Raw genomic sequence first — 18,370 nt, 5'->3', positions numbered from 1 at the left:
GCCACGCACCGGGCCGTCGAAATCCGGGTCGTACGGCGGCTCGCCGGCAAACTCGGCGTCCGCGGTCTGCCGGGTCGCCTGGGCGGTACGCGCGCCCCGCCCGGCCGCCGCCGCCCGAGCCGCCGCGATCGCGCTGCTCACCCGCGCACCACCGGTGCTGCCGTTGCCGTTGGTCGCCGGGACCTGTCGCGGCGGGACGGACGACTTCGGTCCGGCCCCTGCCGCAGAGTGTGAGCCGCCCGGTGCACCGTTCCGACCCGCCGGAACGCCAACCTGACCCGCCCGGCCACCCGGAGCACCGGCCTGAGCCGCCGGGCCACCCGGAACGCCAACCTGACCCACCCGGGCACCCGGAGCACCGGCCTGAGCCGCCGGGGCATCCGGCGTGCCGGACTGACCTGCCCGGCCGTCCGGAGCACCCTCGTGACCCGCCGGGGCACCCGGCGCCGGTGTGGCGTCGGGCGGTGCGGGCCGGCCGCCCGGGCGGGCTGCCTCCGGCCAGTCGTCCGCCGAATCGCCGTTCCCCGCTGCGGCGGTCGGGGCGGAGCCACCCGGGCGGGCCGGTTCCGGCCAGCCCTCGTCGTCCTCGCCGGTGGCAGACGCCGAGTTGCCGGACCGGCCAGCGGCGGGCCCGTCACCGGACCGGCTGCTACCGGAGACGTCACCACCGGACCGGCCACTACCGGTGACCTCACCACCGGACCGGGCCGCGCTCGAAGAGTCACCATCAGGGCGACCCGCACCGGAATCGGTACCGGGCCCGGCGGCGGCACGGGGGCCGGCCGATCCGGCCGGGGCAGCGCTCCGAGCAGGGGCGGGCGACGTCCCACCCCGCTCGCCGGCCACCTCGCACCGGATCTGCCAGCGTTCGCCCAACTCCTCGTAGAGGGAGTCGATCAGCAGGTCGGGTTCGTTCGAGAGGGCCTGTGCATGAAATGGGTAACGGAAGGTCAACACGAGCGTCTGGCCGTCGACCTCGCGCACCGTGGCCTCGCGCGCCCAGGCAGCGACCTTCTTGCTCTTGCGACCGACCTTGCCGACCACCTCCGGCCAGATCCGGCGCACCGCGGCCGCATCGAGCACGCCGGGTTTCACCGAACCCGGCCTGGGCGGCTCGGGAGTGGCCGGATCGGGCATGACGGCCGACGCGGGCACCGGACGGCGGGCGGTGTCCACCCCGGTTGAGCCACCGGCCGGCGTACCGGTCGTTCCCTGGTCACCACCGTTCGCGGCAGCCGCTCCCCGGGCACCGGTGCTACCGCTGGCCGCTCCTCGGGCACCGGCACCAGCAGCGGCGGCGCGGGCGGCGGCCACCCCGGGCTGGGCACCGGGCGCCGCCGGCTCGCCGGCGGTCCCGGCCTGGGTCACGGCGGCAGCCGCGGGCGCGGCGGGAGGCTGGGTGCGTACCGTGGCGGGGGCGGAAGCTGGTGCGGAGTCGGCGGCGGCCAGCGGCGCGTCGGTGCCGGCGAGGGTGAGCCGGCGCTCCATGCGTTCGAGGCGCTGGAGCAGGCCGCCGGTGGTGTCGTCGACGCCGGGCAGCAGCATCCGGGCGCAGATCAACTCCAGCAGCAGCCGGGGCGCGGTGGTGCCGCGCATCTCCACCAGGCCGTCGTTCACGATGTCGGCGCAGCGGGACAGGGTGCCCGGACCGAGTCGCTGGGCCTGGGCGGCCATCCGCTCGATCTGGTCGTCCGGCCCGTCGATCAGGCCCTTGGTGGCGGCATCCGGCACCTGCTGGAGCACGATCAGGTCGCGCAGGCGTTCCAGCAGGTCGGAGGCGAACCGGCGGGGGTCGTGCCCGGCCTCGGCGACCCGGTCGACGGTGGCGTACGCGGCGGCGCCGTCCCCGGCGGCGAGGGCGTCGCACATCTCGTCGATCAGCGCCGAGTCGGTGACGCCGAGCAGCGCGGCGGCCCCGGCGTAGCTGACGCCGTCGGGGCCGGCACCGGCGATGAGCTGGTCGAGCACGGAGAGGCTGTCCCGGGCGCTGCCGCCACCGGCGCGCACCACCAGCGGGAAGACCGCCGGCTCGACCTGCACTCCCTCGGCCTCGCAGAGCTGCTCAAGATACGGCCGGAGCACCTTCGGCGGGATCAGCCGGAACGGGTAGTGGTGGGTCCGCGACTTGATCGTGCCGAGGACCTTCTCCGGCTCGGTGGTGGCGAAGATGAACTTGACGTACTCCGGGGGCTCCTCGACCAGCTTGAGCAGGGCGTTGAAGCCGGCCGACGAGACCATGTGCGCCTCGTCGATGACGTAGATCTTAAACCGACTGCTGGCCGGTGCGAAGAACGCCTTCTCCCGCAGCTCGCGGGCGTCGTCGACGCCGCCGTGGCTGGCCGCGTCGATCTCGATGACGTCGATCGAGCCGGCCCCGTCGCCGCTCAGCGAGCGACACGAGTCACAGGTGCCGCAGGGCTCCGGGGTGGGACCGTGCTCGCAGTTGAGCGAGCGGGCCAGGATGCGGGCGCTGGACGTCTTGCCGCAGCCGCGCGGCCCGGAGAAGAGGTACGCGTGGTTGAGCCGCCCGCTGCGCAACGCCTGCGACAACGGCTCGGTGACGTGCTCCTGCCCGATGACCTCGGCGAAGGTACGCGGCCGGTACTTGCGGTAGAGCGCCAGTGCCACGGCGTCCCGCCTCCTCTCGACCGCGCCATTCTCCGTCGCCACGCCCCGCCTGACCACCCACCCCGCTGGTCGAGGTGCAAGGAAGGGCACCTTATTAACGCCTCCGGTAGAGGAGGGGCCCCTTGTTAACACCTGAGCCGGGCGCGGTAGCTCGGCGGGCGAGTGGGCTGGCGGCGACGGACGCCGGAGACAGAAAGGCCCCCCGTGCACCCGGCAGAGCTCGCTTATCCTTGCTGCCTTCCGGCCCTGGGGAGGTTCACGAGATACCGCCGCACGGGAGGTGCCTCCACCCTACCCGACCCCCGGTCGATCTTCAGGGGGTGGTGGGGTGAGCGGCCCCACGAAGACCTGTATCCTGTTCGACGGAGGATTCGCCTAGAGGCCTAGGGCGCACGCTTGGAAAGCGTGTTGGGTTCACACCCTCACGAGTTCGAATCTCGTATCCTCCGCCAGCCGCACCGGCAAGAAGGTGCAGATCAGGCCCGGTCTCACGACCGGGCCTGATGATCTTTAGGGGACTAGTAGGGGAACGGCTGCGGCAAGTCGGCAGACACCGGACGCAGTGGTGGCGGCTCGTCCCCGCCCGCCAGCCGCTGGTGCACGGCGGTCACGTAGCCACGCGCCACGCCCTTGCGCCGCGCCTTGGCCAACTCGGCCTGGTGCCGCTCGATCAGCCGCCGCCGGTCCCCCGCGCCCACCGCGCCTGCTCGATGGCCTGCTCGGCCCGCGCGTCGGTAACGGTCATGTCGAATTTCCCTAGGGTTCATCGGACATGCGCCGGAACGGGGGTGGCCCGTTGATCCGCCCCTGGTCACCGATGCGGACACGATCACTATCGGCTGAGTGACAGTCATGTTCCGTAGCGGCGCGGCAGGCCCCTACCTTCGTGCCTTTGCCGCTCCGGGCCCCCTCCGGAGCGGGTGATCCCGAGGAGATTCCCCTTGCGTACGAAGTTCACTACGGCCGGTGTGGCCGTGTTCGCGCTCATGGCCATCGCGTGTGGTGCCGGCGAGAGCGACACGGCCGGCCCCGGAGCGCAGGACCAGGCGGCCGGGGCGGCGGAAAAGGGCGGCGAGAAGAAGAGCGACAAGAAGGGCGGAAAGAAGATCGTCCTGGAAGTGACCGGCCCGAAGACCGCCGACGTCACCTACGGACTGAACGCCGACCAGTCCCAGGCCAACGGGGCAAAGCTGCCCTGGAAGAAGGAGCTGACATCCAAGGAGACCATCGTCATCCCGACGATCGTGGCGCAGTCGAAGGGCTCCGGCAAGATCAAGTGCAAGATCACAATCGACGGCGAGGTCGTCAAGGAGAACGCGTCCGAAGGCGAGTTCGCGGTAGTCACCTGCACGGCCGATAACTTCTGACAGGTCCGCGTGCAGAAGCGGCCCCACCCTCCCACCTGGGAGAGCGGGGCCCTTCGCGTTGGTCGGCCCTAGCGGGGCGGTCGTGGCGGGTAAGTGGTGATGCTGCACGACAAGGTTCGAATCTCGTATGCTCCGCACTCGCCCACCATCGGGCAGACGTGAGGGCCCGACCAGGTCGGGGCCTTTTCGTGTTCGGCACGCGCGTGCCCCCGCAGCGGTTCGCGGACAGCCGTCACCGGCTACTCGCCGAGGAGGCGTACTTTCCCCGCGTTGCACGGCCCCGTTCGCGCTGGCCACCGCGGCGGATCACCGCATCGCCGGCTACCTGGACAACCAACTTCAGGGGCAGGTGGTTAGCGAGCAGGCCGACATCGCAGCGATACTGGCCGCGTGGGAAAACGTGCGCGGCGAGACGCTCTCCCACTGGCAGTCGGTCGACCTGATCAGGGAGGTGGCGGAGTCATGGAACTGACCGGAAACTCAGAACTGCCAAGCGCCCGGTGGCGCAAGAGCAGCCGCAGCAGCGGCAACGGCGGGGACTGCGTCGAGGTCGCCGACAACCTGCCCGGCGTGGTCGGCGTACGCGACTCGAAGGACCCGACCGGCCCGGCGCTGGTCTTCACCCCGGCCGCTTGGCGCGCCTTCGTCGCCGAGATCAACCGGCCCGCCTGACCCGTCGTACACATGTTCTATCCACAGGCTGTGGACGCGGGGTGAGTTACCAGCTCAGCGCGGTCGTCGCGGACGCCGAACTGCTGCGCGAGGAGACCCGTGAGCTGGACCATGCCGTCCTCGGCGGGTTGCGCCAGGACTTCGCCCTGCTGCCGGTGACCCCGCAGCTGGTGCAGGAGCTGACCGGCACGCCGCCGGACTACGCGATCGACGAACCCGGCCCGGAGTCGCCGTTCACGCTGATCCTCTCCCCCGCACTGACCGAGGTGCTGGCCCACTGGTCACAGCGCGGTCCGCTGGCGTACGTCGAGGCGGAGTTCGCCGGTGGGGTCGGGCACCAGGCGTCGGCGGTCTGGTTGGGTGGCGCCCTGGCCTGGGGGCCGCGCTTCGACGCGGCGCTGGGCGGCCCGCGCCCTGACTGGCCGATCAATGCCGCGCTGATCGAGCTGGGCGCGGAACCGGGCCGGTGGATCGACCCGTTCGCCGAACTGGGTCTGCATGTCGAGCGCAGCACCGAAGGCTGGCTGGCGCACGGGCGGCGCGGGCTGAGCGCCGACTACTGGGACGAATTGGCCGACGAATGGGAGGCTCGGCAATAACCTCTCCGCTCCCGTCCCGTTGGGGACTGGGGGATTTCCAATGAAACTGCGGCAATTCGGCTTCATCGCCACGTTGATTCTGGCTGCCTCGATCTCGGGCAGCGGACCCGTACCACCGGGCACCTTCGCCGTGCCCGAACCCGTCGCATCGGTCACCGTGGTCGACCTCGACGGGTTGGCCGACGTCGACTTCGGCGCCACCGAGGGCGAGCTGACCCGGCGCGGCATACTCCGCACCGACGTCGACGCCTGCGGCCCGACGCTGGCCGGGCACGACATGATCAGCCCGATCTTCATCGACAACCGGCTGGTGCTGCTCTGGGCCGGCGCCCCGGTCCGCACCCCGGAGGGGATCGCGGCCGGCACGCCGATCGCCGAGGTCCGGGCCACATATCCGGAGGTACGCCAGCTTCGCGCTCCACAGGGGACGCATCGCTTCGACGGGCTGCTCGCCCGCGACGGCGACCGCGCGTACCTGTTTCTGCACGACGGGCGCACGGTCCGCAAGATCATCGCCGGGTACGCCGACTGGGCGCACCGCCTCTTCGTCGAGGGCCACGGCCCCTGCTGACATCGGGATCTTGGTACGAGGCTGCCCTCCGAGGGGCGGACCCGTACCAAGATCTCGTCGCAGTGGGTCAGTAGTAGAGGCCGCCGGTCTGGGGGGTGGCGAGGCGGCGGCCGTACCACTTGGGCCAGACGAAGTCGGTACGCATGCTCAGGCCACTCCATGCGGTGGACTGCGGAACCAGCCCACCGGAAGCACCGTGGAACAGGGCAACCGAGCCGGATCCGAGCCCGGCCTGGTCGCCGGTCACCTCTTCACCGGGCGACGCCACGATCGCGTCCAGCGGACCGGTCCCGTTGAGGTTGAGGATCGCGACCGAGCCACCGAACCTGTCACCCCGCTCTGCGCCGCCGGGGACGACCGGGTGGTTCTGGTCGAAGCCCTGGGCACCGCTGCCGGTCAGCCCGGCGGCAGAACCCTTGAGCAGGGCGACCATGCCCGCCTCGGCCCTGGTACCGATCGCCTCGCCGGGCGCGCCCACCAGCACGTCGGCCCGGCCGTCGCCGGTCACATCGCCGACCGCGAGCGTCGCACCGAACAGGTCACCGGCCTCCGGCGACCCCGGAACCCCGGCCGTACGCTGGCTGAAGAGCTTCACCGCACTGCTGGACAGGCCGCCGGCCCGGCCGGTGAAGACCGCGACCATGCCCTCGTTGCCCTTCGGGCTCTGCGCGAACGGCGCACCGGCGATCACCTCGCCGAGCCCGTCGCCGTTCACGTCGCCGACCGCCAGCGCCATGCCCAGCTGCCAGACATAGCTGTCGCTACGTCCGGTCGCCTTGCGCAGCGCCGCCCCGGTGACCGAAGTGGCCCCGCTGAGCTTCACGCCGCTCGCCGAGCCCCACATCAGCGTGATCATGCCGCTGCCGGTCGAGGAGGTGCCGACGTTCTCCTGCGGTGCGCCGATGACCAGGTCGGCGTACTTGTTGTTGTTGACCTTCCCGATCGCGAGCGTCCATCCGAAGTGGTCACCGCGTTCCGCCGCGCCGGGCACCGCGGCCTGGTTCTGGTGCAGCTGCTGGGCACCGGTGGCGGTCAGGCCGCCGGTGCCGCCGTACAGGACGGTGACCGCGCCGGCCTCCTTGATGGTGCCGATCGCCTCGCCGTATGCCCCGATCGCCAGGTCGTCGCGCCCGTCGCCGTTGATGTCACCAGCCGCGAGCGCCGACCCGAACAGGTCATCCTTCTCCGAGGCACCCGGTACGCCCGGCGTGTTCTGGGTGAAATGCTTCGCCGAGCCGAGCACCAGTCCGGTGCGGCTGCCCGGAATCACCCACACCCCACCGGCGTGGACCTTCGCGCTCGGGTCGAACTCACCCTGGTCACCGATTGCCAGGTCGTCGTAGCCGTCGCCGTTGAAGTCGCCGGCGGCGAGGGCTTCCCCGAAGCTGCCGCCCCCGCCGGCCGGTGAGACGGCGGTCGCGTAGTAGTCGACCTGCGGCGCCGATGAGTAGCGCACCACGACCACGCCGGCCGGTGACTGGGGCAGGCGGTGCTCGAAGGGATCGGCGGCGACCGCGATGTCGTCGACGCCGTCCCCGTCGAAGTCGGACCGGGTGGCTCCGGTCCCCTTCATCGGGGTGACCGCCTTCGCCACCCGGTGATACTGCAGGACCACACCATCGCGGGTGACCGTCCGGAACTCGTCCGCCGCCCGCGCGGGCGTACTCACCGCCATGCCGGCCAACACCGCCAGCACGGACACCCCGGCGACTCTCCGTCGCATCAGAAACCCCCGCTTCCCCGTAGACGCCCCAATATCATCGGGGAGGCGTAGACCGATAGCTATGTCCGGCCGGACAGACCTGCCGACCTGGACGGTCGGTGCGGAGACCCGCCCGCCTCACCAGCTGATCGGCAGCTCCGAGGGGCCGAGGATGGCGTGGCCCTGCTTCCACCGCACCTCGTCCGGGGCCACCGCCAACCGCAACCCCGGCAACTCCTGTAGCAGCAGCGCCAGCGCGACCCGGACCTCCAGGGCACCCAGGTGCGCGCCGATGCAGTAGTGCGGGCCGTAACCGAAGGAGAGGTGCGGGTTCGGGTCCCGCCCGAAGTCCATCCGCTCCGGGTTGGTGAAAACCCGCGGGTCCCGATTCGCGGCGTCATGCGACGGGATCACGATGTCGCCCTCGGTCAGCCGCGCGCCGCTGGGCAGCGTCACGTCCGCCATCACCCGCCGGGGCATCTCGTCGCCGTTGGACGTCGAGTGCAGCCGCTCCAGTTCGGCAACCGCCCCGTCCATCTGCTCCGGGTGCTTCAGCAGGTGATCCCACGCGTAGTCGTGCCCGGCGTACGGGCGGGTGCGCAGCAGGTACACGAAGGTCGAGATGGAGCTGGCCGTGGTTTCCCACCCACCGACGATCAGCGAGAGGGGAAGCTTCACCTGGACATCCACCGGCTGGTCCGCCGCCGCCGTGGCGATCCGGGTCATCAGGTCACCGGCTGGACAGCCCCGCCGCTGGTCCAGCTGCTGCCACAGGTAGCCGCCCATCTCCTCGGCGGACCGGGCGGCCTCGGCCCGGCTGAGGTCGCCCGAGCCCATGAACATGTCGCCCCAGCGACGGAACTGTGCCCGGTCCGGCTCCGGCAGGCCGAGCAGGTCGGAGATGACGTTCAGGGCGAACGGTACGGCGAAGTCGCCGACCAGGTCAGCCCGACCGTTCTTGGCGACCAGCACGGCGAGCTGGGCCTCGGCGGCCGCCCACACCGTGTCGCCCAGCCCGGACACGGCGGGCTTGGTGAAGCTGTCCTTCACCGTGCCCCGGACGGCGGCGTGCTCCGCACTGTCCATCCCGAGCATCGTCCCGGACACGTCGACCTGGTCGGCGTGGGCGGCGGCGGCCCGGGAGAACAGCTCCTGCCGGCGGAGCACCTCCCGGACGTCGTCGTACCGGCAGATCAGCAGCGCCGGCAGCCATTCTCCGCCCACCTGCCGGACGACCGGCACGATGCCGGACTCGGAGGCGGCGAACTGTGCGTAGTAGGGGTGCTTGTCCGGGCCGGGCGTCCGGTCGACACCGTTAGCGTCGACGTGGAAAGGGTGCGGCACGGGATTAGCGTCGCCGGGAACCATAAGAAACCTTCGCACGATATCGGAGCGAAGGCAATCAATCACTTACAGTGACGTCCACCCCGGGTGGGCCACCGCCCGGTCACCACCATGGGCCGCTGCTCTGCGGGCCGGCGATCCGGGCACCGTAGTTCGTGAGCTGGACGCGGTCGGTGTTCAAGGAGCGCCCGCTCCACGAGCCGGACAGCGGGACGAGCCCGCCGGAAGCACCGTGGAACCGGGACAACGTGCCGGAGCCGTATCCGACGAGGTCGCCCGCGACCTCTTCCCCGGGCGACGACACGATCGCGTCCAGCGGGCCGGTGCCGTTGAGGTTGAGCAGCGCCGCCGAGGAGCCGAACTGGTCGCCCTTCTCCGCAGCGCCCGGCACGACCGGGTGGTTCTGGTCGAAGCCTTGGGCACCGCTGCCGGCCAGCCCGGACGAGGAGCCCTTGAGCAGGGCGATCATGCCCGCCTCGGCCTTCGTGCCGATCGCCTCGGTGTACGCACCGACCAGCACGTCCGCCCGGCCGTCGCCGGTCACGTCACCCACCGCGAGCGTCGCGCCGAACCGGTCCTGATCCTCCGGCGAGCCCGGCACCCCGGCCGTACGCTGCGTAATGATTTTCACGGCGCTGCCGGACAGGCCACCGGTCCGGCCGGTGAAGACCGCGATCAGGCCCCCGTCGAGGTGTGGCGTCTGGGCGTTCGGGGCCCCGGCGATCACCTCACCCAGCCCATCCCCGTTCACGTCACCGATCGCCAGCGACATGCCCAGGTACCAGGCGATCGTGTCGCTGCGCCCGGTCGCCTTGTACACCCCCGCACCGGTGACCGAGGTGGCGCCGCTGAGCTTCACCCCACTCGCTGAACCCCACATCAGCGTCACCATGCCGGTGCCGTTCCAGATCGACTGGCCGTCGTTCTCATGCGGAGCACCGATGACCAGGTCGGCGTACTTGTTGTTGTTGACCTTCCCGATCGCGAGGGCCATCCCGAAGTGGTCCCGGCGCTCCGCCGTGCCGGGCACCGCAGCCTGGTTCTGGTGCAACTGCTGGGCACCGGTCCCGGTCAGGCCGCCGCTGCCGCCATAGAGGACGGTGACCGCGCCGGCCTCCGCCACGCTGCCGATCGACTCCTTGAAGGCACCGATCGCCAGGTCGTCGCGCCCGTCGCCGTTGATGTCACCGGCCGCGAGCGACGCGCCGAACCCGTCGTAGTTCTCCGACTCGCCGGGGACGCCCGGCGAACTCTGGTTGAAGTGCCTGGTCGAGTCGACCAGCAGGCCGGTACGGCTGCCCGGGATGATCCAGACACCGCCGCCGTAGGCCTTGTTCCTGGTGTCGATCTCGTCCGCGTCGCCGATGGCCAGGTCGTCGTAGCCGTCGCCGTTGAAGTCGCCCGCGACCAACGCGATGCCGAAGCTGGAGCGGCCGTCGGGTAGCAGCGAACCCATGAGGTAGTCGACCTGCGGCGCGGAGGAGTAACGCACCACGACCATGCCGCTCGGAAAGTAGGGCAGCTGGCTGTGGTTGAGGGGGTCGGCGGAGGCCGCGATGTCGTCGACACCGTCGCCGTCGAAGTCGGAACGGGTCACGCCCGTCCCCTTCACCGGCGTGGCCGCCTTCGCCACCCGGTGGTGTTGCAGGACCAGGCCATCCCGGGTGATGGTCCGGAACTCGTCCGCCGCCTGCGCAGGAGCACTCACCGCCAGGCTGGCCAACACCGCCAGCACGGACACCCCGGCAACTCTCCGACGCATCAGAACCCCGCTCCCCGTAGACGCTCCCACATCCTAGGGAGACGCCGATCGATAGCCATGTCCGGTCGGCCACACAAGCCGACCTGGACGGGCTGAATCCGCCGCCGGTGCACGACTGGGACGAGAAGCGGAACGCCCGGCCGATCCTCACGGATCGACCGGGCGTTCTCGCATTTCACGAGCGGTGGCGGCGGGATTTGAACCCGCGGAGGGCGTAAACCCTCACACGCTTTCGAGGCGTGCTCCTTAGGCCACTCGGACACGCCACCGCCGAGTAGGCTACAGGACCACCGGTTCCGACGCCGAACCGGTCCCCGCCAGGCCGGCCTGGCAGGATCTCTGCCATGAGTACGCACATCGGCGCGAAGCCGGGCGAGATCGCCGAGCGGGTCCTGATGCCGGGTGACCCCCTGCGGGCCAAGTGGATCGCGGAGACCTACCTCGAGGGCGCGAACTGCTACTCGACGGTCCGGGGGATGCTGGGCTTCACCGGCCGTTGGAACGGCGTCGAGGTTTCCGTGCAGGGCTCCGGCATGGGCATGCCCTCGGCCTCGATCTACGCCCACGAACTGATCAACGAGTACGGCGTGAAGTCGCTGATCCGGGTCGGCTCGTGCGGCGCCCTCAGCGAGGACCTGCAACTGCGCGACGTGATCGCGGCGAGCGGGTCGTCGACCGACTCGAACATGAACCGGATGCGCTTCGACGGGCTGATCGACTACGCCCCGGTCGCCGATTTCGGGCTGCTGCGTACCTCGGTCGAGGTGGCCGAGCGGCGCGGCATCGCGATGCGGGTCGGGCCGATCCTGGCCGCGGACGCCTTCTACACCGATCGGCCGGACCTCTACGACACCCTCGCCGACTACGGCGTGCTCGCGGTCGAGATGGAGTCGGCCGCGCTCTACACCATCGCCGCCCGGTTCAAGGCCCGCGCGCTGACCCTGCTGACGGTCAGCGACCACATCAAGACCGGCGAGAAGACCACCTCGCAGGAGCGCGAGCAGACCTTCAGCCAGATGGTCGAGATCGCCCTGGACACGATCGTCGCCTGAGCCGGCACCCGCCAGCGTCCCGCCACCGCGCGCCGGTGGCGGGACGCGTTCGTATCGGCGCCCGGTGACCGTCGTCACCGACGAAATAAGTACGACCGGTCGGTCTTCTTTAGTACGGTCACCACATGACCGTCGACGGCCGGCTCGCCCGGGGTGAGCGCACCCGCACCGCCGTGCTGGACGCTGCCGTCAGCCTGGCCACCACCAGCGGCCTCGACGGGCTCTCCCTCGGGCACCTCGCCGACTCGCTCGGGGTGAGCAAGTCCGGCCTCTTCGCGCACTGGCGCTCCAAGGAGGCCCTCCAGCTCGCCACCATCGACCGGGCCGTCAGCCAGTGGCAGGAACGGATCATCGCCCCGGCCCTGCGCGCTCCCCGGGGGGTACGCCGCATCCGGGCGCTGCACGAGGCCCGGATCGACTTCTACGCCGCGCGGGTGCTGCCCGGCGGCTGCTTCTTCGCCACCACGGAGTTCGAGTTCAACGCCCGGCCGGGTGCGATCCGGGATCGCCTCGCCGAGGTCTTCGCCGCCTGGACCGCGTTCCTGGAACGGCTCGTCCGGGAGGCGGTCGAGCTCGGCGAGTTGCCCTCGGACGTGGACGTCGCGCTGCTGGCGTACGAGATCGACGCGTGCGGCATCGCCGCGGCGATGCGCTCCCGGCTGCTGGACCCGGAGACCACCTACCGGCACGCCCGCCTCGGCGTGCTGGGCCGCCTGCGGGCCCTGTGCCCCGACCTCACCCTGCTACCGGAAGGCCCGTCATGAGTCACGCCCTCGCCGAACAGCCCGCCGTCGAGTACGGCCACGTCGAGCACGCCATGGTGCACTTCGACGACCTCGACGCCCTCGGCATCCTGCACAACGCCCGGTACGCGTTGCTGCTGGAACGGGCCCTCACCGCGTACTGGTCCGAGCGCGGGGTCTCCTACCAGGGCGGGCATGCCAGCGCGCCGGACGTGTTCCACGCGGTACGGGAGTTCACCATCAGCTACCGCGCCCCGATCACCGGCACCGGCCCGGTCGCGGTCCACTTCTGGCTGGAGCACTTCGGCACCACCAGCGCCGGGTACGCCTTCCGGTTCCACTCGCTCGACGGCACCACCGTGTACGCGGAAGGCCGGCGGGCGATCGTCCGGCTCGACCCGGCGACCCTGCGCCCGGCCCCGTGGACGGACACCGCGCGGACGGTGGCTGCCACCCTGCTCCGTCCCGATTCCGCCTGACGCCTCGGGCAGCCGAACGCCAGGCGGGCCGGCAAGCCGGGTTCAGCGGAAGAAGGCGCGCAGGACGGCAGCGTTCTCGGTCTCCAGGACACCGCCGTACACCTCGGGGCGGTGGTTGAGCCGACGGTCGCGCAGCACGTCCCAGAGGGAGCCGGCGGCACCGGTTTTCGGTTCCCAGGCGCCGAAGACCACGGTCGAGACCCGGGCCAGCACCAGCGCGCCGGCGCACATGGTGCAGGGTTCCAGGGTCACCACCAGGGTGCAGCCGTCCAGCCGCCACCGGCCCAGCCGCTGCGCGGCCCGGCGCAGCGCCAGCACCTCGGCGTGGGCCGTCGGGTCGCCGATCAGTTCCCGCTCGTTGCGGCCGGTCGCCAGTTCGGTGCCGTCCGGCCCGTAGAGCACCGCGCCCACCGGGACGTCGTCCGCGGAGCCGGGACCGCCCGCAGCGGGGGCGGTGTCGACGGCCGGTCCGGGAGCGCCGCCGACCGACGCCGCAGAACCGGTAGCCGCCGCGTCCGGGCTGGTCACCGCGATCTCCAGGGCGCGGCGCATCCAGAGTTCGTGCCGCTGCCGCCGGCCGGTGCCGGTCGGGTCGGCCAAGCCCGCGTCCGCCCCCGGCCCCACCCGGCCGACCGAGCCGGGGGTGGGCTGACCGGGCCGGACCGTCTCCAGTGCCGGATCGGTCACGTCGGCCGGTTCACCACCGCCGAGCGGCACCGAACCGTCGGCCGGCTCAGACCTCACGCAGCTCCTCGACGTCGTCCACGCAGCCCAGCACCAGGCAGATCTCGGCGGTGACGTCGGCCGGCATCATCCCCTCGTGGGCGGCGAGGGCGAGCAGCCGCTGCGCGGGGATGCCCAGGTCGGTCAGGAGATCCGCCTCGCCGACCGGGTCCGCCTCCGGGTCGACGGCGGGCTGCTCGTTGTCGTCGTCGCTGGTGGCGGCCGGACGCGCCTCCTCGGTGTCGTCCAGCGCGGTGACCGGCGCCTTGAGGTCACCCACCAGCAGGGCACCCAACCGGGACTCCTCCGCGTACGCCGAGTCCGAGCCGAAGACCCGCAGGTTCTCTCCCTCGTCGAGGCGCAGGATGACCAGGTAGGTGTCGTCCGCCTCGACGAACAGCAGCGACAGGTCTGCGTCCGGAGCGATGTCGCGCAGCCGCTCGGCGACCTCGTCGACGTCGGCGGCACCCCGCAGGTTCAGCTCGGCGGCCGTCCAGCCGCCCTTCTCGCGCACCACGGCCGCAGCGAAGTACGACACGGTCCCCCCAAGTAGCCTCGGCACAGCTCACGCCGACCCGTTACGCGTGCACGTTAGCCGGTCGGGTCGGCAGGCGACCGGTCAACGCCCCGAAGGGCCGGTCATTCCTGGGGAAAGGATCTCCGAGCCACTCAGCCGGCGAGGCGGCGGCGGCTGGCGATCAGCTGTCGCAGCCGCTCGGTGCGCGCCCGCTGCGGCCGTTCGCGTTCGCGAACCGCGCGGGCGTCCGCCAACTGTGCCAGGAGCTGGAGGCGGCGGCGACTTCGATCGGGATCGAGCCGCGGAGTGGTCCAGGCCATACCGGGAGAGTGCCGAGTCGCGGCGGCCGAGTCAAGACGGGTTTCAGTGCCTGCACGACGACGCAGCGCAGTCGATGCCGGTGGGGTCACCAGAGCGGCCAGTCGCCGCTGGTCGCCCAGCGGGTGGCCACCGCGGCGGCGGCGATGCTCCAGCCCCCGGCGGTGACGATCGCGACGCCAGCGGCCACCCCCCGGTCGCCGAGGCGGACCAGCGCCAGGGCCGCGAGCCAGGCCAGGCCACCGGCGAGCAGGGTCCACCAGGCGTACCCGGCGAGACTGCGGCCGAGCAGGCCGAAGAGGACCAGCCAGGCGATTGTCGCGGCGGCTCCCGCCGCGACGCCGGCACCGCTGACCGGGTTCGGCTCACGGTAGGTGGGGCGCGGAGGCCGCCCGGAGGGGAAGAGGCCCGACGGGCTGTACGGCATCATCACTGCCCACTCCTCACCGGCATGGACGGCTGCACTGCCCACCGTACCGAACTGAACCTTTTCGACCTCCCCTTACGGTCGGTGGTGCCCGCAGGGGCCGCGCGGTTCAGGTCGAACCAGTTCGGTCTGCCAGGATGACCCGGTGGTCTCGCTGACGATCGGACGCCGCTCGGCGTACGCGGTGCTGCTGCTCGTGCCGGTGCTCACCGCCGCCGGCTGCGCGACCGGCACCGGCCCGACCTGGGCCGACCCGACGCCTGCGGCCAGCCCACCGGCCGCCACCGGCACGCCGTCCGCCACCGGCACGCCGACCGCGACCGGCCCCAGCGCCGACGCCGCCGACCAGCCGGCGGCGTCTGCCACGCCGACCCGCGACGGGCTGCCGCATGCCTTTCCGGTACGCGCGAAGAAGGTGGCCTACCACCCGACCCACTCGGCATACCCGGGCACGGACATCTTCGCCGACTGCGGCGAACCGTTCGTCGCGGTCACCGACGGCACGATCGGCGAGGTCAGTCGCCGGGACCGGTACGACAAGCGGGGTCCCCAGGGCCCGTACAACGGCGGCCTGTCGGTGTCGGTCATCGGCGACGACGGCGTGCGCTACTACGGCTCGCACCTGACCGAGGTGGCCGAGGGCATCGACCCCGGGGTGCAGGTTCGGGCCGGTCAGCAACTCGGCACCGTGGGCCGGACGGGCAATGCCAACAACGTCTGCCACCTGCACTTCGGCATCTCGCCGCCGTGCCTCGGTGAGGACGGTTGGTGGATCCGCCGGGGAGTCGTCTGGCCGGCACCGTACCTGAACTCGTGGCGGAAGGGCGGCAACCGCGAACCGGCGGCCGAGGTGGCCGCCTGGCACCGCAAGCACGGCTGCCCGGAGAAGCCGCCGGCGCGCTGAGCCGACCCGTCGGCTACGGCCGTCATCCGCATTTCATCACTCCGACACATTGACGGAAGTCTTATCGGTGAACTACCGTCCGCCGTAACGCCGCGTAAGAGAGCGCTCTCTCAGCCAACTAACCTCACAATGACGACGAAACGCGCCGCCACCGGCTCGACCGGACCGGCGCGCGATGGAGGAAAGATGCGACCTCCCGTCCCACACCGCACCCGCCGCCGGCTCCTGGCCGCTTCGGCCGCCGCAGCCCTCGTCCTCGGCGGTCTCGCCGTCACCGCCACCTCCGCCGCACAGGCCGCGCCGGTCGGCGCCGGCAGCTACACCACCACCCCCGTCGGCCCGCTCCCCAGTGGCTGCGGAAACATGACCAGCAACCCCCGACAGTTCGCCACCGCCGAGGCGCCGCCGGGACCGATACCCACCAACGACTGGTGGTCCTCGCTGCTGTGGAAGCGCCTGAACTGCTCGTTCAGCGAGCCGCTGCACGCCCACCCGGTGTCGTACCAGCCGGTCACCGACGGGCTCGGCTTCTCCGCCACCTCCACCCCCACCATCACCGGCACCGCGACCGGGGTCGGCGAGTACAAGTACCCCTACGTCGAGGACATCCGGGTCGGAGTGGCCGGGCTCGGTGCCCCGATCGTGCAGGTGGCCGACTGGACGGACTGGACGGTCACCCCGTACTGGAGCGACGGGGCACGGACGTTGCGCGCCACCATCGGCCATGGCCTGCCGTTCGCGTACTTCCGTACCAGCGGCGGCGACGCGGTGATCAACGCGACCGGGGGCAGCCCGACGGTCTGGTCCAACAGCGGCGGCACCATCGGCTTCACCGTCCGGGGCCACGACTACGTCGGGTACGCGCCGTCCGGCGCCAGCTGGACCGTCAGCGGCAACCGGATCAGCTCCACCCTCGCCGGTCGGGGCTACTTCTCGGTCGCGCTGCTGCCGGCCACCACCGACAGCACGGCGCGTGCCCAGCTCGCCGCCAGCTACGGCCAGTACGCGCACGCCCACGTCACCGGCACCCGCGTCGGCTACACCTACAACCAGGCGACCAGCCAGGTGGAGACCAGGTACACCTTCACCACCACGCCGCGCGAGGGCACCGAGACGCGGACCGTGGTCAGCCTCTACCCGCACCAGTGGAAGGCGCTGGCCGGGGCCACCCCGATCACGCCGACCTACCCGTCGGCCCGGGGTCGGATGAAGGTGCTCACCGGGGTCGCCGAGTTCCGCACCTCGATGCGGTTCCACGGCGTACTGCCCGAGCTGCCCGCCGTTGCCACCGGGGCCGGGGCCGACCTGACCACGCTCCGGCAGCAGTTGGCGGCGGTCCGTAGCAACCCGATGGACCAGCGGGGCGGGGACACCTACTGGACCGGCAAGGGGCTGGGCCGGGCGGCCCGGATCGCCGAGATCGCCGACCTGGTCGGCGACACCGAGACCCGTACCTCGGCGTTGAACGCCATCCGCGCCACGCTCAACGACTGGCTCACCGCCTCGCCCGGTGAGACCCAGCGCCTCTTCTACTACGACCAGCGGTGGGGCACGCTGATCGGCTACCCGGCCTCGTACGGGTCCGACCAGGAACTCAACGACCATCACTTCCACTACGGCTACTACATCGCCGCCGCCGCGACGCTGGCCAAGTTCGACCCCGCCTGGGCCCGCCAGGACCAATACGGCGGCATGATCGACCTGCTCATCCGGGACGCGAACAACTACGACCGGGCAGACACCCGCTTCCCGTACCTGCGCGACTTCGACATCTACGCCGGGCACGACTGGGCCTCCGGGCACGGCGCGTTCGCCAGCGGCAACAACCAGGAGTCGTCGTCCGAGGGGATGAACTTCGCCAACGCCCTCATCCAGTGGGGGCAGGCCACCGGGAGCACCGCCGTCCGGGACGCCGGCATCTACCTCTACACCACCCAGGCGGCGGCCATCCACGAGTACTGGTTCGACGTCAACGACGAGAACTTCCCCGCCGCGTTCGGGCACAACAACGTGGGCATGGTCTGGGGTGACGGCGGGGCGTACGCCACCTGGTTCAGCGCCGCGCCGGAGATGATCCAGGGCATCAACCTGCTGCCCATCACCGGTGGGCACCTCTACCTGGGCTACCACCCGAACTACAACTCGACCAAGTACGCGGAACTGGTCCGCAACAAGGGCGGCGAGCCGACGGTGTGGCAGGACCTGCACTGGCAGTTCCTGGCGCTCGGCGACGCCGACGCGGCGCTGGCCAAGCTGCGCGCCAACCCCGGCTACACCCCGGAGGAGGGGGAGAGCCGGGCACACACCTTCCACTGGGTCCGCAACCTGGCCGCGCTGGGCCGGGTCGACACCGGGGTCACCGCCGACCATCCGCTGGCCGCCGTCTTCAACCGGAATGGCGCCCGCACGTACGTGGCCAGCAACATCTCCGGCACGCCGCTGACCGTACGGTTCTCCGACGGTACGCAGCTGACCGTGGCAGCTGGGCGCACCGCCACCAGCGGCGCGCACACCTGGAGCGGCGGCAGCGGCGGCGGAGGCGTCCAGCCCACGCCCCCACCC

At 71.5% G+C, this 18,370-nt stretch carries 18 protein-coding genes, 2 tRNA genes, 1 other RNA gene and 1 pseudogene; 11 read left to right on the top strand and 11 right to left on the bottom strand.

Annotated elements, in window-relative coordinates:
- Positions 1–2,628: DNA polymerase III subunit gamma and tau (locus tag C1I95_RS21025; RefSeq protein ID WP_111215752.1), on the bottom strand; the 2,628-nt coding region annotated here is incomplete at its 3' end.
- 193 nt (positions 2,629–2,821) lie between these two features.
- Positions 2,822–2,911, bottom strand: an RNA gene (gene ffs, locus C1I95_RS21020) — signal recognition particle sRNA small type.
- 81 nt (positions 2,912–2,992) lie between these two features.
- On the opposite strand from ffs, the gene C1I95_RS21015 reads away from it, so the two are divergent.
- Positions 2,993–3,080: transfer RNA gene (locus C1I95_RS21015), tRNA-Ser, on the top strand.
- A gap of 66 nt (positions 3,081–3,146) precedes the next feature.
- Here the strand turns inward: C1I95_RS21015 and C1I95_RS21010 are convergent.
- A complete protein-coding gene (locus C1I95_RS21010; RefSeq protein WP_111215750.1) occupies positions 3,147–3,326 on the bottom strand; it encodes a hypothetical protein in 180 nt (59 codons plus the stop codon).
- Positions 3,327–3,569: 243 nt separating this feature from the next.
- Here C1I95_RS21010 and C1I95_RS21005 point away from each other — a divergent pair, with 243 nt between their 5' ends.
- From C1I95_RS21005 to C1I95_RS20985, 5 genes and pseudogenes are all read left to right on the top strand, one after another.
- Positions 3,570–3,995 (top strand): MmpS family transport accessory protein, encoded by a 426-nt coding sequence (locus C1I95_RS21005; RefSeq protein WP_233513782.1) that lies wholly within the window; start codon positions 3,570–3,572, stop codon positions 3,993–3,995.
- Between the two features lie 280 nt (positions 3,996–4,275).
- A pseudogene (locus tag C1I95_RS21000) lies at positions 4,276–4,467 on the top strand (XRE family transcriptional regulator); the annotation flags it as partial.
- Complete coding sequence (locus C1I95_RS20995) at positions 4,458–4,667, top strand: DUF397 domain-containing protein (protein WP_111215747.1); 210 nt, start codon at positions 4,458–4,460, stop codon at positions 4,665–4,667. The pseudogene C1I95_RS21000 and the gene C1I95_RS20995, both read left to right, overlap by 10 nt.
- A 41-nt stretch (positions 4,668–4,708) precedes the next feature.
- Complete coding sequence (locus C1I95_RS20990) at positions 4,709–5,266, top strand: hypothetical protein (protein WP_111215744.1); 558 nt, start codon at positions 4,709–4,711, stop codon at positions 5,264–5,266.
- A 76-nt stretch (positions 5,267–5,342) separates the two neighbouring features.
- The gene (locus C1I95_RS20985) at positions 5,343–5,837 is read left to right on the top strand and encodes a hypothetical protein (protein WP_111215755.1); all 495 of its coding nucleotides are present in this window, start codon (positions 5,343–5,345) and stop codon (positions 5,835–5,837) included.
- A gap of 67 nt (positions 5,838–5,904) precedes the next feature.
- Here C1I95_RS20985 and C1I95_RS20980 read toward each other — a convergent pair whose 3' ends face one another.
- The 4 genes from C1I95_RS20980 to C1I95_RS20965 all read right to left on the bottom strand — a co-directional run bounded on the left by C1I95_RS20980 (position 5,905) and on the right by C1I95_RS20965 (position 10,914).
- Positions 5,905–7,560 (bottom strand): FG-GAP-like repeat-containing protein, encoded by a 1,656-nt coding sequence (locus tag C1I95_RS20980; protein ID WP_111215741.1) that lies wholly within the window; start codon positions 7,558–7,560, stop codon positions 5,905–5,907.
- A 117-nt stretch (positions 7,561–7,677) separates the two neighbouring features.
- A complete protein-coding gene (locus C1I95_RS20975) occupies positions 7,678–8,883 on the bottom strand; it encodes a cytochrome P450 (RefSeq protein WP_158566435.1) in 1,206 nt (401 codons plus the stop codon).
- 103 nt (positions 8,884–8,986) lie between these two features.
- Entirely contained in the window at positions 8,987–10,645 is a 1,659-nt protein-coding gene (locus C1I95_RS20970) for an FG-GAP-like repeat-containing protein (protein WP_111215736.1), read from the bottom strand.
- Positions 10,646–10,827: 182 nt separating this feature from the next.
- Positions 10,828–10,914, bottom strand: a tRNA-Ser gene (locus C1I95_RS20965).
- Between the two features lie 75 nt (positions 10,915–10,989).
- On the opposite strand from C1I95_RS20965, the gene deoD reads away from it, so the two are divergent.
- The 3 genes from deoD to C1I95_RS20950 all read left to right on the top strand — a co-directional run bounded on the left by deoD (position 10,990) and on the right by C1I95_RS20950 (position 12,919).
- Complete coding sequence (gene deoD, locus C1I95_RS20960) at positions 10,990–11,697, top strand: purine-nucleoside phosphorylase (RefSeq protein WP_111215734.1); 708 nt, start codon at positions 10,990–10,992, stop codon at positions 11,695–11,697.
- 125 nt (positions 11,698–11,822) lie between these two features.
- Positions 11,823–12,461, top strand: coding sequence for a TetR/AcrR family transcriptional regulator (locus tag C1I95_RS20955; RefSeq protein WP_111215732.1), 639 nt, complete (start codon positions 11,823–11,825; stop codon positions 12,459–12,461).
- Positions 12,458–12,919 carry an acyl-CoA thioesterase gene (locus tag C1I95_RS20950; RefSeq protein WP_111215730.1) on the top strand — a complete coding sequence of 154 codons (462 nt, stop codon included), beginning with the start codon at positions 12,458–12,460 and terminating at the stop codon, positions 12,917–12,919. Before C1I95_RS20955 ends, C1I95_RS20950 begins: the two co-directional genes overlap by 4 nt.
- 42 nt (positions 12,920–12,961) lie before the next feature.
- Here C1I95_RS20950 and C1I95_RS20945 read toward each other — a convergent pair whose 3' ends face one another.
- The 4 genes from C1I95_RS20945 to C1I95_RS20935 form a co-directional block, all read right to left on the bottom strand.
- Positions 12,962–13,471: a nucleoside deaminase gene (locus C1I95_RS20945; protein ID WP_199523839.1), complete on the bottom strand. Its 510-nt coding sequence runs from the start codon at positions 13,469–13,471 to the stop codon at positions 12,962–12,964.
- Positions 13,472–13,652: 181 nt separating this feature from the next.
- Positions 13,653–14,180: a tRNA adenosine deaminase-associated protein gene (locus C1I95_RS20940; protein ID WP_111215725.1), complete on the bottom strand. Its 528-nt coding sequence runs from the start codon at positions 14,178–14,180 to the stop codon at positions 13,653–13,655.
- 131 nt (positions 14,181–14,311) lie between these two features.
- Positions 14,312–14,479, bottom strand: a complete 168-nt coding sequence (locus tag C1I95_RS35865; RefSeq protein ID WP_199523838.1) for a hypothetical protein — start codon at positions 14,477–14,479, stop codon at positions 14,312–14,314.
- Between the two features lie 86 nt (positions 14,480–14,565).
- A complete protein-coding gene (locus C1I95_RS20935) occupies positions 14,566–14,907 on the bottom strand; it encodes a hypothetical protein (protein ID WP_111215723.1) in 342 nt (113 codons plus the stop codon).
- Positions 14,908–15,049: 142 nt separating this feature from the next.
- Between C1I95_RS20935 and C1I95_RS20930 the strand changes: the two genes are divergently transcribed.
- Both C1I95_RS20930 and C1I95_RS20925 read left to right on the top strand, forming a co-directional pair.
- Complete coding sequence (locus tag C1I95_RS20930) at positions 15,050–15,808, top strand: M23 family metallopeptidase (protein ID WP_111215720.1); 759 nt, start codon at positions 15,050–15,052, stop codon at positions 15,806–15,808.
- A 186-nt stretch (positions 15,809–15,994) separates the two neighbouring features.
- The coding region (locus C1I95_RS20925; protein WP_111215717.1) for a glycosyl hydrolase at positions 15,995–18,370 on the top strand (2,376 nt) is incomplete at its 3' end.

Origin of the sequence: Micromonospora craterilacus (assembly GCF_003236315.1) — a bacterium.
GTDB classification, from domain to species: Bacteria; Actinomycetota; Actinomycetes; order Mycobacteriales; family Micromonosporaceae; genus Micromonospora; species Micromonospora craterilacus.
Note: the sequence above shows the minus strand (reverse complement) of the source record. Positions and strands in the feature narration are given on the sequence as shown.

Coding starts and splice junctions, on each gene's coding strand:
- deoD (WP_111215734.1), top strand. CDS start 10,990: ATGAGTACGCACATCGGCGCGAAGCCGGGCGAGATCGCCGAGCGGGTC.
- C1I95_RS20950 (WP_111215730.1), top strand. CDS start 12,458: ATGAGTCACGCCCTCGCCGAACAGCCCGCCGTCGAGTACGGCCACGTC.
- C1I95_RS20945 (WP_199523839.1), bottom strand. CDS start 13,471: ATGCGCCGCGCCCTGGAGATCGCGGTGACCAGCCCGGACGCGGCGGCT.
- C1I95_RS35865 (WP_199523838.1), bottom strand. CDS start 14,479: ATGGCCTGGACCACTCCGCGGCTCGATCCCGATCGAAGTCGCCGCCGC.
- C1I95_RS20955 (WP_111215732.1), top strand. CDS start 11,823: ATGACCGTCGACGGCCGGCTCGCCCGGGGTGAGCGCACCCGCACCGCC.
- C1I95_RS20935 (WP_111215723.1), bottom strand. CDS start 14,907: ATGATGCCGTACAGCCCGTCGGGCCTCTTCCCCTCCGGGCGGCCTCCG.
- C1I95_RS20995 (WP_111215747.1), top strand. CDS start 4,458: ATGGAACTGACCGGAAACTCAGAACTGCCAAGCGCCCGGTGGCGCAAG.
- C1I95_RS20980 (WP_111215741.1), bottom strand. CDS start 7,560: ATGCGACGGAGAGTCGCCGGGGTGTCCGTGCTGGCGGTGTTGGCCGGC.
- C1I95_RS20970 (WP_111215736.1), bottom strand. CDS start 10,645: ATGCGTCGGAGAGTTGCCGGGGTGTCCGTGCTGGCGGTGTTGGCCAGC.